Source organism: Caulobacter sp. GW822-FHT07D08 (assembly GCF_058798735.1).
Map to the genome: position 1 here is coordinate 551,740 of NZ_JBXAKU010000001.1, position 12,461 is coordinate 564,200.

The 12,461-nt window shown below is 68.7% G+C and carries 12 protein-coding genes; 1 reads left to right on the forward strand and 11 read right to left on the reverse strand.

The annotated features are described in order from the left end of the window. Positions 1-41: 41 nt before the first annotated feature. The 8 genes from eutC to AC1RJ9_RS02530 form a co-directional block, all read right to left on the reverse strand. A complete protein-coding gene (gene eutC, locus AC1RJ9_RS02495; protein WP_492835020.1) occupies positions 42-848 on the reverse strand; it encodes an ethanolamine ammonia-lyase subunit EutC in 807 nt (268 codons plus the stop codon). Beyond that, positions 845-2,218 carry an ethanolamine ammonia-lyase subunit EutB gene (locus AC1RJ9_RS02500; RefSeq protein ID WP_492835018.1) on the reverse strand — a complete coding sequence of 458 codons (1,374 nt, stop codon included), beginning with the start codon at positions 2,216-2,218 and terminating at the stop codon, positions 845-847. Before AC1RJ9_RS02500 ends, eutC begins: the two co-directional genes overlap by 4 nt. Before the next feature lie 113 nt (positions 2,219-2,331). Then, positions 2,332-4,326, reverse strand: coding sequence for a M13 family metallopeptidase (locus AC1RJ9_RS02505; RefSeq protein WP_492835017.1), 1,995 nt, complete (start codon positions 4,324-4,326; stop codon positions 2,332-2,334). A 104-nt stretch (positions 4,327-4,430) separates the two neighbouring features. Beyond that, on the reverse strand, positions 4,431-4,940 hold the full coding sequence (locus AC1RJ9_RS02510) for a DNA-deoxyinosine glycosylase (protein ID WP_492881543.1): 510 nt from the start codon (positions 4,938-4,940) through the stop codon (positions 4,431-4,433). Continuing rightward, positions 4,912-5,670, reverse strand: a complete 759-nt coding sequence (locus AC1RJ9_RS02515) for a 2OG-Fe(II) oxygenase family protein (protein WP_492835013.1) — start codon at positions 5,668-5,670, stop codon at positions 4,912-4,914. The genes AC1RJ9_RS02510 and AC1RJ9_RS02515 overlap by 29 nt, the downstream gene beginning before the upstream one ends. Positions 5,671-5,672: 2 nt before the next feature. Then, positions 5,673-6,983 (reverse strand): adenylosuccinate lyase, encoded by a 1,311-nt coding sequence (purB, locus tag AC1RJ9_RS02520; protein ID WP_492835011.1) that lies wholly within the window; start codon positions 6,981-6,983, stop codon positions 5,673-5,675. Positions 6,984-7,036: 53 nt separating this feature from the next. Further along, the gene (locus AC1RJ9_RS02525; RefSeq protein WP_492835009.1) at positions 7,037-8,539 is read right to left on the reverse strand and encodes a spinster family MFS transporter; all 1,503 of its coding nucleotides are present in this window, start codon (positions 8,537-8,539) and stop codon (positions 7,037-7,039) included. A gap of 106 nt (positions 8,540-8,645) precedes the next feature. Further along, a complete protein-coding gene (locus AC1RJ9_RS02530; protein ID WP_492835007.1) occupies positions 8,646-9,980 on the reverse strand; it encodes a spinster family MFS transporter in 1,335 nt (444 codons plus the stop codon). Between the two features lie 91 nt (positions 9,981-10,071). On the opposite strand from AC1RJ9_RS02530, the gene AC1RJ9_RS02535 reads away from it, so the two are divergent. After that, positions 10,072-10,698 carry a glutathione S-transferase family protein gene (locus AC1RJ9_RS02535; RefSeq protein WP_492835005.1) on the forward strand — a complete coding sequence of 209 codons (627 nt, stop codon included), beginning with the start codon at positions 10,072-10,074 and terminating at the stop codon, positions 10,696-10,698. Here the strand turns inward: AC1RJ9_RS02535 and AC1RJ9_RS02540 are convergent. The 3 genes from AC1RJ9_RS02540 to AC1RJ9_RS02550 all read right to left on the reverse strand — a co-directional run bounded on the left by AC1RJ9_RS02540 (position 10,695) and on the right by AC1RJ9_RS02550 (position 12,377). Beyond that, positions 10,695-11,303 carry a glyoxalase superfamily protein gene (locus AC1RJ9_RS02540; RefSeq protein ID WP_492835003.1) on the reverse strand — a complete coding sequence of 203 codons (609 nt, stop codon included), beginning with the start codon at positions 11,301-11,303 and terminating at the stop codon, positions 10,695-10,697. The genes AC1RJ9_RS02535 and AC1RJ9_RS02540 overlap by 4 nt on opposite strands. Before the next feature lie 99 nt (positions 11,304-11,402). Next, a complete protein-coding gene (locus AC1RJ9_RS02545; RefSeq protein WP_492835002.1) occupies positions 11,403-11,864 on the reverse strand; it encodes a hypothetical protein in 462 nt (153 codons plus the stop codon). Positions 11,865-11,885: 21 nt separating this feature from the next. Beyond that, a complete protein-coding gene (locus tag AC1RJ9_RS02550; protein WP_492835000.1) occupies positions 11,886-12,377 on the reverse strand; it encodes a hypothetical protein in 492 nt (163 codons plus the stop codon). Positions 12,378-12,461: the final 84 nt, after the last annotated feature.

Genomic DNA, 12,461 nt, shown 5'->3' on the forward strand with positions numbered 1-12,461 from the left:
TGTGTCGGACGCCCGCCCCCCGATCGCCGTTTACTATTTCATCACGACGAACGCGGTTCGTCCAAATCGCGGGCGATCGTCGGCTGCTCGGCGGCGTCGGACAGGCCCTTCATGTCGCTTTCGTCCTTCAGCGCCACGCCGGTGGCCGACAGGCGCAGCGCCTCGCGCATCAACCAGGCCAGCTTGAAGGCGGCCTGGTCGTAGGAGAGCCCCTCGGCGCGGATGTTGGAGACGCAGTTGCGTTCGGCGTCGGTGCGCCCGACGCGCGGCTGAAAGGTCAGGTAGGCCCCGAGGCTGTCGGGCGAGGACAGGCCCGGGCGTTCGCCGACCAGCAGCAACACGAGCCGCGCGCCGAGCAGCTCGCCCACCTCGTCCCCCAGGGCCACGCGGGCCTGACTGGCGACAGTGACGGGCGCGAGGCTCCAGCCTTCGGTTCTGACGTAGGGCAGCAGGGCGGCGACCAGCGGCGCGGCGTGGGCGTGGACGGCGGTGCTCGAGAGGCCGTCGGCCACGACGATCGCCAGGTCGGCCGGACCGCGCGCCGCGGCCAGGGCGATGCGGCTGGCGTCGGAAAGGCGGCGGCCCAGGTCCGGCCGGCGCAAATAGGTCGCACGGTCGGGCGCGGCGCTGTCGACGTGCAGCGTGGGGACGCCCAGCGCCTCGATCCCGGCGGCGACCTGCTCGGCCGCGAACGGCGTGCGCACCGCGTCGCGGGCCTGGGCGTGGGCCAGCGAGAAGGCCAGCACCTCGCGCGTCGGCAGGCTGGACCCGGAGCGGCCGATGGCGATGCGGGCCGGGGTGTGCGCGCGCAAGGCGCTCCAGGGGTCGGGCGGAACCAGCCGGCTCATGCGCTGGCCAGCAGCGGATGGCCGGCGCGGGCGGGAGCCAGCCGGCCGTCGTCGCCGGTGATCCTCAGCCGGGCCAGCCAGGCCTCGAACTCCGGCGCGCGCTTCAGGCCCAGCAGCTCGCGGACATAGAGAGCGTCGTGGAACGAAGTGGACTGGTAGTTCAGCATCACGTCGTCCGCGCCCGGCACACCCATCACGAAGGTGACGCCCGCCGTGGCCAGCAGGGTCAAGAGGCTGTCCATGTCGTCCTGATCGGCCTCGGCGTGGTTGGTGTAGCAGACGTCCACCCCCAGCGGCGCGCCCAGGAGCTTGCCGCAGAAGTGGTCCTCCAGCCCGGCGCGGATGATCTGCTTGCCGTCATACAGGTACTCGGGGCCGATGAAGCCGACGACGGAGTTGACCAGCAACGGCTCGAACGCGCGCGCCACGCCATAGGCCCTGGCTTCGAGCGTCTGCTGGTCGACACCGTGGTGCGCTCCGGCCGACAGGGCCGAGCCCTGGCCGGTCTCGAAGTACATGACGTTGTCGCCGATGGTCCCGCGCTTCAAGGAGCGGCCGGCGTCCAGACCTTCCTTCAGCAGGGCCAGGGTGACGCCGAAGCTGGCGTTGGCCGCCTCGGTTCCGGCGATCGACTGGAACACCAGGTCCACCGGCGCGCCGCGCTCGACCAGTTCGACGGCGCTGGTCACGTGGGTCAGGACGCACGACTGGGTCGGGATCTCGAACCGCTGGATCAGATCGTCCATCAGCCGCAACAGGTCGCTTAAGCCCGACAGATTGTCGCTGGCCGGGTTGATGCCGATCACCGCGTCGCCGCACCCGTACAGCAGCCCGTCCAGGATCGAGGCGGTGATCCCGGCCGGATCATCGGTCGGGTGGTTGGGCTGCAGCCGCACCGCCATGGTCCCGGGCAGGCCGATCGTATTGCGAAACTTCGTGACGACCCTGCATTTGCTCGCGGCCAGGATCAGGTCCTGGTTGCGCATGATCTTGCTGACGGCGGCGGCCATCTCGGGGATCAGGCCCGGCGCGAGGCGGGCGAGGGCGGCTTGTGTCGCGGCTTCCGAGAGCAGCCAGTCACGGAACTCGCCGACGGTCAGGGAGGCGACGGGCGCGAAGGCCGCCGGGTCATGGCCGTCCAGGATCAGACGGGTGACCTCGTCGGTCTCGTAGGGGACCACGGCCTCGGACAGAAAGGCCTTCAGCGGGACGTCCGCCAAGGCGTGCTTGGCGGCGACGTTCTGCTGCGCGCTGGTCGCGGCGATCCCGGCCAGGGCGTCGCCCGAGCGCGGCGGAGAAGCCTTGGCCAGCAGGTCGGCCAGGCCGTCGAACCGCCACGTTGTCGCGCCGATGGTTGAGGCGAAGGTCATGCTCTCTCCGAGGTCGCGGAGAGGGTGCCCCGAGAAGCGCGGAGCCGCAAACGCGAAGCGGGGGCGCCGATGCGACGCCCCCGCCCATGCTTTTCGGTTGGTCAGTTCCGCGGCTACCAGATGCGCGAGCGCTTTTCCGGCGGCAGGTAGAACTTGTCGCCCGGCTTGACGCCGAAGGCCGCGTACCAGGCGTCGACATTGCGCGTCGGGCCGATGACCCGGAAGTTCGACGGCGAATGCGGGTCGGAGGCCATCTGCTGCTTCAGCGAATCGGGGCGCGACTTGTCCTGCCAGGCCTGGGCGAAGGCCAGGAAGAAGCGCTGGTCGCCGGTCATGCCGGCCACGACTGGGGCGGGCTTGCCCTTCAGCGAGGCGTGATAGGCGTCATAGGCCACCTGCAGGCCGGCCAGGTCGGCGATGTTCTCGCCCATGGTCAGCTGGCCGTTGATGCGCATTCCGGGCACCGGCTCGTAGGCGTCATATTGCGCGCCCAGCACCGCGGCCTGGCTGTCGAAGCGCTTGGCGTCCTCGGCCGTCCACCAGTCGCGCAGCTTGCCGGTTTCGTCGATCTTGCGGCCCTGGTCGTCGAAGCCGTGGCTGATCTCGTGGCCGATCACCGCGCCGATCGCGCCGTAGTTCACGGCCGGGTCGGCGGCCGGATCGAAATAGGGCGCCTGCAGGATGCCGGCCGGGAACACGATCTTGTTCTCCAGGCCGCCATTGTAGGCGTTCACCGTCTGCGGGGTCATGCCCCACTTGGCGTGGTCGACGGGCTTGCCCAGGTCGCTCAGAGCGTAGGCCCACTCGAAGGCGCCGCTGCGGCGGACATTGCCGTAGAGATCGTTGGCGTCCAGCTTCAGGGCCGAATAGTCGCGCCACTTGTCGGGATAGCCGACCATCACCGTCATCTTCGACAGCTTGGTCAGCGCCGCCTGCTTGGTGTCCGGAGCCATCCAAGGGGCCTTCTGGATCCGCTCGGCCATGGCGACCTTCAGATTGGCGATCAGGTCGACCATCTGGGCCTTGGACGAAGGTGGGAAGTACTTGGCGACATAGGTCTGGCCGACCACTTCGCCGAGGCTGCCGTCGACCAGCTGCACGCCGCGCTTCCAGCGGGGGCGCAGCTGGGTCTGGCCGCTCAGCACCTTCACATATTCGAAGCGGCTGTCGACGAAGCGCTTGGACAGATAGGGCGACATCTCCTGGACGCCCTGCACGGTCTGCCAGGCCTTCAGGGTTTCCAGCGGCGTGGCGGCGAACAGCTTGGCGATGTCGCGGACGGCGGTCTTCTCACCCAGCACCACTTGGTCGCGGCCGGTGACGCCCGCGGCGGCCAGATAGTCCGCCCACGGAATCTCGGGGGCATAGGCCTGCAGTTCGGTGAGGGAGACGGGGTTGTAGACCTTGTCGATGTCGCGGCGGTCGGCGACCGGCCAGCTCACCTTGGCGACGGCGGTCTCGAAGGCGACCACGTCGGCGGCGGCCTTGGCGGGATCGGAATAGCCCGCCATCTTCAGCGCCCGCTCGGCGAAGGCCCTGTAGGCCTCGAGCTGCGGCTTGAAGCCGTCGGTCAGGTAATAGTCGCGGTCCGGCAGGCCCAGGCCCGACTGGCCGATATAGAGCGTGTTGATCTCGGGCGTCTTGGCGTCGGCGAAGATGTCCAGCGAGAACAGGTCGGGGCCGAAGCCGCCGTGGGCGCGACCCATGGCCTTGGCCAGTTCGGCCTTGGACGTGATCGCCTGGATGGCGGCCAGGTCGACCTTGAGCGGCGCGTCGTCGATCTGCTCGACCTTGGCCTCGTCGACGAAGCTCTTGTAGAGCGCGCCGATCGGGGTCGAGGCGTCGGCCGTCTCGATCAGGGTGCGCAGCTGGTCCTGCGAGCGGTTGTAGACGTCGTAGCCGACGCCGGCCGAGGCCTGGTCGGCCGGGATGGTGGTGCGCTTCTCCCACGCCCCGTTGGCGAACTTGTTGAAGTCGTCGCCCGGTTTGACCGTCAGGTCGCGCGACGTCAGGTCGACGCCCCAGGTCCCGTACATCGGCTTGTCGGCGGCGAAGGCCGAGCCGGAAATCGCGACCGCGGAAACGGCGGCCAGCAGGAAGATGCGCATGTGTAGGATTCCAATACCCCTCTGAGCCGCGGATGCTGCCCTAAGCGCGGCCGCCGTGCAGATGAATTTCCCGTAATGTCGCGGCCGGCTCGCCCGGACCGGGACTAGGAGACGAGAAAAGTCTTGAGGCGGGCCCAGGCGTCCGCCTTCTCGCCGAAGCTCCGCGCCGCGTGGGCGGGGCTGGACGAGGGCAGGGCGATCGTCGGCGCCCGCTCGCCGATCAGCCGCGCGCCGAGCTTCGCCGCCGTGCCGCCGTTGAAGGCGACGCACCGCAGCGCCGGCAACGTCTCGATCAGCTTCAAGAGGTCGTTGGCCGCCGGATCGCGAATGGCCGCGTCCAGACTGCCCTCGCGCTTGGCCTCGGCGATCACGTCCCATAGGCCGACGCCGTGCCCGAGCAGCGTCGCCAGCCGCGCCTCGTAGGCCAGCGGCGCAAGCGGCGCGTCGATCACGCCCTCCATCAGCCGCCAGAAGGCGTTCCTGGGATTGCCATAGTACTGGCTGACCGCCAGCGAGGCCTCGCCCGGCAGGCTGCCCAGCACCAGCACGCGGGTGTTCGCGTCGACGACCGGCGGGAAGCCGCGCTTAGCCGCCAATGGTGGCGCCGGCGCCATTGGGCGGATCGTTGCGCAGCCAGCCGGTGACGGTCAGACGCGGGGCGCCGGCATAGGGCGCGACCGGCGCGACGGAGTGCCGCTGGGGCACCTTGAACAGGGTCAGGACATTGAAGGCGGGCGCGAAGCCGCGCGCCACGTCGCCGTTGTCGTCGTGGAACAAGAGTTGACCGCCCCAGTCCGGCCGCCACTCGCGGGTCAGGCCCAGGGTGTAGGCGGCCAGGCGCTCGCCGACGCCGGTGTCGTCGTGCTGGGTCAGAAAGTCGCCAGGGCGATAGCAGGTCGCCTGGCCGTCGATCTTGGTGATCCCGCTCTCGCCGGTGACGGCGGCGCCGAAGGCGATGAACTCGGGACTGTTCAGGAACACGGTCAAGGCGTGGATCGGATGACCCGGGTCGCGGCCTTCGACATAGGCGTTGATCATCGGATAGCCGAGATAGACATAGGCGAAGCCGGTGCGGGCGCGGACCGTCGCCGCCCGCAGCTTGTCGGCCACCACCGGGTCGCCCAGCTCGGCCCGGCGGGCGCGGGTGATGACCTCGGCTCCGCCGCGTTCATTCGAGCAGATGATGTCCCAATCGATGGTCTGTTCGAGAATGCCGGCCAGCCGGTCCACGACCCCCGGCTCGAACGCTTCGGGAATACGCACCAGGCCGTCGCGCGCGTAGGCCTGCGCGAAGACCGCCGGATCCAGCGCCGGATTGAGGCGAAGAACCGGCGGTTCGCTCATGCTCAGGCCTGCTCGCCGAAGACGCGCTTGAAGATCACGTCGACGTTCTTGGTGTGATAGCCGTAGTCGAACAGCTCCTCGAGCACGGTGTCCGACAGGGCCTTGGACACCACCGGATCGGCCTTCAGGAAGTCGATGAAGCGGCCTTCGCCGCGCCAGACCTTCATGGCGTTGCCCTGCACGGCGGCATAGGCGTCCTCGCGAGAGACGCCTTCCTGGGTCAGGGCCAGCATGACGCGCTGCGAGAAGACCAGGCCGCCCAGCTTGTCCAGGTTCTTGGCCATGTTGTCGGGATAGATATTGAAGCGCTCGATGACGCCGGCCAGGCGGCGCAGGGCGAAGTCGAGGTGGATGGTGGCGTCGGGGCCGATGCCGCGCTCGACCGACGAGTGGCTGATGTCGCGCTCGTGCCAGAGGGCGACGTTCTCCATGGCCGGGACCACGGCCGAGCGGACGAGGCGGGCCAGACCCGTGAGGTTCTCGGTCAGGATCGGGTTGCGCTTGTGCGGCATGGCCGACGAGCCCTTCTGGCCCGGATCGAACGGCTCCTCGGCTTCCAGAACCTCGGTGCGCTGCAGGTGGCGGATCTCGGTGGCCAGACGCTCGACCGACGAGGCCACGACGCCCAGGGCCGCGAAATAGGCGGCGTGGCGGTCGCGCGGGATCACCTGGGTCGAGACCGGCTCGACCGCCAGGCCCATCTTGTCGGCCACGTGCTGCTCGACGCGCGGGTCGACATTGGCGAAGGTGCCGACAGCGCCCGAGATCGCGCAGGTGGCGATCTCGAACTTGGCCATGGCCAGGCGCTCCTTGGCGCGCTGGAACTCGGCGTAGTAGCCGGCCAGCTTGAGGCCGAAGGTGATCGGCTCGGCGTGGATGCCGTGGCTGCGGCCGACGCAGACGGTCATCTTGTGCTCGAGCGCGCGGCGCTTCAGGGCGGCCAGGACGAGGTCGACGTCTTCCAGCAGCAGGTCGGTGGCCTTGCTGAGCTGCACGGCGAAGCACGTGTCCAGCACGTCCGAGCTGGTCATGCCCTGGTGCAGGAAGCGGGCTTCCGGACCGACGATCTCCGACACGTGGGTCAGGAAGGCGATGACGTCGTGCTTGGTGACGCGCTCGATCTCGTCGATGCGGTCGCTGTCCCAGACCGCGTCGCGGCCCTTTTCCCAGATCGTCTCGGCGGCGAGCTTCGGGATGGTCCCGATCTCGGCCATGGCGTCGGCGGCGTGGGCCTCGATCTCGAACCAGATCTTGTACTTGGTCTGGCTGGACCAGATGGCGGCGGCTTCGGGGCGGGCGTAGCGGCTGATCATGGGCGGGCGTTTCGGCCCGCCCGCCCCGGGAGTCAAGGGAAGAGGCTTATTACTTACGCCGCTTCGCGAGACTTCATGTGCTTGACCATGCCGATGGCGGCCAGGGCGTAGTGCACGCCGGCCCAGGCGTAGAAGCACAGCGAGATGATGATGCCCTGCTGGCTGGACAGGGCCAGGGTCGAGCGGCACTGCGCCGCCAGCTCGGGCGCCGAGCCCTTGGGCGCGATGCCGCCGGGACAGGTCGCCGCGAAGCTCTGGCCGCCTTCGACGCCAAACGAGCCCAGCAGGCTGTGGACCACGCCGGCCGCGTCGGGGGTGTTGAAGTGGTACTGGGCCAGATGGTCGATCAGCCAGCCGGTGAAGACCGGCCCGCCGCCCAGGGCGATCAGGTTCAGGAAGAAGAACAGCAGGGCCGTGGCCGTGGCCCGGCGGCGCGGCTCCACCGAGTTCTGGACCACGGCGAAGGTCGGGGCCAGGTAGACATAGTGGAAGATGCCGGGGATCAGCAGGATCATCGCCGTCGCCTGCCAGTCGCTCTGCAGATAGGCGAGGATGTAGATCGGCGTGCAGATGATCAGGCCGATGGCCGGGACCCAGGCGTACCACTTGACGCTGCGCTTGCCGGCCCAGTCGCTGAGGAAACCGCCGACGAGGGTGCCGACGCCGGCCGAGAAGCCGCCGATCAGGCCGGTGATCAGGCCCACCTGCGCCAGGCCCAGGCCGAAGGCCCGCACGAAGTAGGACGGCACGAAGGCGCCCGAGCCGTACGAGCCGAAAGAGGCGATGGTCACGCCCAGCACCATGTGCAGGACCGGCCACTTGAAGAACAGGATCTTGAAGACCGCCCACAGCTCGGCGAACTCGTTGGCCATCGAGAAGGCCGGCTTGGGCGCGGGCTCGACCACAAGGTTCTCGGGTTCGATCGGGCGCTCGACGATCTCGGAATGGCCGCGCGGCGGCTCCTTGATCACCAGCTTGACGATCAGGGCCAGGATCACGCCGGGCAGGCCGACAATGACGAACGCCACGCGCCAGCTGAACTCCTGGGCCAGCCAGCCGCCGGCCACCGCGCCGAACATGGTGCCCAGCGGGATGCCGAACGAATAGATCGACAGGGCCGAGGCGCGCTTCTTGGGCTCGTAATAATCGCTGATCAGCGAGTGGCTGGGCGGCGAGCAGCCGGCCTCGCCGACGCCGACGCCGAAGCGGAACAGGGCCAGCTGGGCGAAGCTCGTCGCCGCGCCGCACAGGGCGGTGAAGCCCGACCAGACGACCAGCGACAGCGAGATGATGGTCACGCGGTTCCAGCGCTCGGCCAGGCGCGCGATCGGGATGCCGAGCAGGGTGTAGAGCAGGGCGAAGTAGAGGCCGCCCAGCAAGCCCAGCTGGGTGTCGGTCAGCTTCAGGTCGACCTTGATGGCCTGACCGATGGTGGCGATGATCGTCCGGTCGATGAAGTTGAAGGTGTAGGTGGCCAGCAGCAGCCCCAGCACCGTCGCCTTGTAGCCATTCGAATAAAGCGGCCGTTCGCCGCCGGACGCACGCGCGTCGGCCATACTGACTCTCTCCCTTCAAACATTTGTTCTAATTGTTGAGGGGACTGTGACGGAGCGGAAGCCAAAGCGCCAGAGGCTAAATTCCGGGCCCTTGGCGCTCTGGGAATCAGGCGACCATCTCCTCGCGGATGCTGTTGCGGGCGGCCCAGAACAGGCCGAAGGCGGCCAGGCCCAGCGTGGCGGAGACGATCAGCGCCCAGCGGACGCCCTGCGCCTCGCCCAGGCCCATCTGACCGGCCAGCACGTCGCTCAGGAGGCCGACGGCCACCGGCCCCAGGCCCAGGCCGATCAGGTTGATGATCAGCAGCAGTACTGCGGAGGCGGTGGCCCGCATGTGGGGTTCGACGATGCTCTGAGCCGTGGCGTAGACTGGGCCGTACCACAGGGTGGCCAGCAGGGCGTTGATCGATAGAAAGCCGATCGCGTGCATCGGCGCGTCCAGGCTGACGGCGGTGATGAAGATGGGAATGGTCACCAGCGACGCTATGGCCGGCACCATGACATAGGCCCGCAGGTCACGGGCCCCCAGGCGGTCGGCCAGGACGCCGCCCAGCCAGGCCCCGACCACGCCGGCGGTGCCGCCGATCAGGCCCAGCGCCAGGCCCAGGAAGCCGGCGGACTTCAGGCCAAAGCCGGCGGCCAACTGGGCGATCTCGGGTCCATGGTTGCGAAAGAAGAACGAGGCGATGAAGGGCGCGTAACCATAACCGATGAAAGCCTTGATCGAGGCGGCCAGGGCCACCAGCCAGAAGGTCTTCTTGGTCGCCAGCACCGCAATGGCGGCGGCGAAGCTGATCTGCGAGCTCGCGCGGGCGGCGATGTCGGCGGCCAACTGGCGGCGCGGCTCCACCAGGGTGAAGGCCGCGACCAGGGCGAAGATCACGCCCGGCGCGCCGGCCACCATGAAGGCCGCGCGCCAGCCATAGGCGTCAGCGACCAGGCCGCCCATGGCCATGCCGGCAAGGGTGCCCAGGGGCGTGCCGATCGAATAGAAGGCGATGGCGCTGGCCCGCTTCTCGCGCGGCACGTAGTCGGTGATCAGCGAGTGGGCGGGCGGCGTGCAGCCGGCCTCGCCGACCCCGACGCCGATCCGCGCCAGGATCAGCTGCCAGAAGTTCTGGGTGAAGCCGCACAGCACGGTGAACGCGCTCCACGCGGCCACCGAGGCGCCAATGATGAAGGGCCGGTTCTTGGTCTCGGCCAGGCGAGCGATCGGGATGCCCAGCACGGTGTAGAAGATCGCGAAGGCCAGGCCCGTCATCATGCCCAGTTGCCAGTCGGCCAGGCCAAGGTCGCGCTTGATCGGCTCGGCCAGGATGTTGACCACCTGCCGATCCAGGAAATTCAGGGTGTAGATGATCAGCAGCACCCACAGGGCGTATCGGCGATAACCCGACGAAACGGGATTGATGACCGGTGACGGCGTGGCTGCTTCCGCCATGAGCGCTCTTCCTCGAACAGTTGTTCTAATCGTTGAGGCCACCTTAGACGCAGGGTAAGCCGGGCGGCAATCGCATCAGGGAGCGCGCGCCATGGAACTCGTGATCGGCACCAAGAAGTGGTCCAGCTGGTCGTTGCGGCCGTGGCTGGCGCTGAAGCGCACCGGCGCGCCGTTCCGGGAGATCGAGATCCAGCTGCGTCAGGGCGCGGCCAGCGACGCGGCCATCGCGGCGCACTCGCCCAGCCGGCAGGTGCCGGTATTGAAGGTCGGCGACCTGACCATCTGGGACTCGCTGGCCATCTGCGAATACCTGGCCGAGACCTATCCCGACGCCAAGCTGTGGCCGGCCGATACGGTTCTGCGTGCGTTGGCCCGCTCGGCGGCGGCCGAGATGCATGGCGGCTTCCAGGCCCTGCGCGGCGAATGCCCGATGGCGCTGGAGGAGGCGCCCCACGTGCTCGACATCTCCGAGGCCGCGCGGAAGAACGTCCGCACGATCGTCGAGCGCTGGAACCAGTTGCTGGCGAAGTCCGGCGGGCCGTTCCTGCTCGGCGACTGGTCGATCGCCGACGCCTTCTACGCGCCGGTGGCGACGCGCTTCCGCACCTACGGGATCAAGCCCGCGGACTACGGCGACACCGGAACGGCGCAAGCCTACGCCGAGCGCCTGCTGGCGACGCCGGAGTTCCTGGAGTGGGAGCGCGCGTCGCTAGGCTAGCCTTCGCGCCGGCGGGCCAGTTCCGCGTGGATCAGCGCCTGGATGTCCATGCCGAAAATGGTCAGCCCGTCGATCCTGGCGTCGTCGATCGTGACGCCGCTGAGATTGACATTGTTGAGGCTGGTCTTTGACAAATCGACATCCGTGAATGTCGCGCTGGCCAGGCGGCAGTTCGCGAAGGCGGCGCTCGACAGGTCAAGGTTCTCGAAGCGTGGGGCCTCTGCGCCCGCCTCGAGCGGCTGGCCGACGTCGATGCGGTTGCCGTCAGGGTCGGCGAAGACGAAGGCCCTGAGGCCGTAGTCCTTGTCCGCCAGCGACTTGATGATCCGCACGCCGGCCGCGACCAAGACCTGATGCAGGGCGTCGACATCGTCGACCATCAGGTGGGCGACATTGGCGGTCGAGGGCTTGTGGTTCCGGACCAAGCTGAGATGCAGCTCGGCGCCGCCCTTCTCCAGGATCATGAAGCCGACGGGATCGCCGTTTTCGAAGGTTTTCGTAAAGCCCAGGACGTCGCGATAGAAGGCATGGGCGGCCTGGATGTCGCGCGTGAAGGCGGATGCGGCCAGACGGCCGAACCGGATGTTCGAGTTCGATGAGGTCATCGCTCGCGGGTTCCCTGTGGAAAGGGCAGGGGCGGCGGTGCGCGTGCCCGATGTGGAGCGGTGTCCGGCTCCGACCCTGCCACAGGGAAAACGCCAGTTCTAGAGACCTGCCGGCACGCCGTTGGTGACCGGTGGCGGCTTGCAGCGGCCGGCGCGGGCCTGGACCACGTAGAACAGCGCGCGGCCCTGGGCGAAGCTGCTGTGCTCGGCCAGCGGGTTGGTGGGCTGGCCGGTGGTCAGGCTCAGGGCCTGCTCGCCAGTATTGCCGGTCTGGCCCAGCGAGGCCTGGTTCCAGCGGCTGAGCACCGGGGCGCAGGCGGCCACGACCGCTTCGGCAACGATCTCGGCGCCGTCCCTGGAGCCGGCCAGGCTGTAGGCCCAGCGGCGGGCGCACTCGTCGACCGGCGTCGACGGGTCCGAGGCCGCCGTGGCGCCGGGACCGGCGTTGTTTCGGAAGTCGGCGCAGATCTTCGGGTTGGACATGGCCTCATGCCCGTTTTCGCAGGCGGCCAGGGCGAGGGTGGCGAGGGCCACGGCGGCCATCACGGGCTTGCGGATCATCTTTTTGATTTCCGTGTGTTTCTAGCGGGGGCAGATCTGGACCGGGCGCTGGGCCAGGCGGCCGCGCTCGTCGTAGTAGGAGATCGTCGCGTTGCGGCAGGTCCCGCCGGTCGGCGCGGTGGCCGAGACCTGCTGGAAGGTCCCGTTGCGGACTTCGCCGGTCGCGACCGGGTTGCCCATGTGGTCGTAATAGACCTGACGGACGGGCGCGGGCCGCGCTGGCGCCGCCGAGGCGGCGCGATAGCTGGAGCCGGAGCTGTAATAGGCCGTGCGGGTGCGGCAGCCGCTCTTGCCGATTTCGCGGCCGACCAGGGCGCCGCCGACGCCGCCGATCAGCAGACCGCCGCCGCCCTTGGAGACGGCGTTGCCGACCAGGGCCCCGCCCAGGCCGCCGATGACGGTTCCGGTGGCCTTGCGGCTGCGGCAGGTGGCGGCGTCGGCGTCCGTGGGCGCCAGCGTCGCGGGAAGGGCGATGGCGCCGATGGCCAGGCCGACGATAATGAGACGCGTCATGTGATCTTCGCCTTGGTGAAGGTCCCTCGGGCTTCACAACGCGTCTCGTCGGCAGAAGGATGCGCGAACGGCGGGATGTCGACT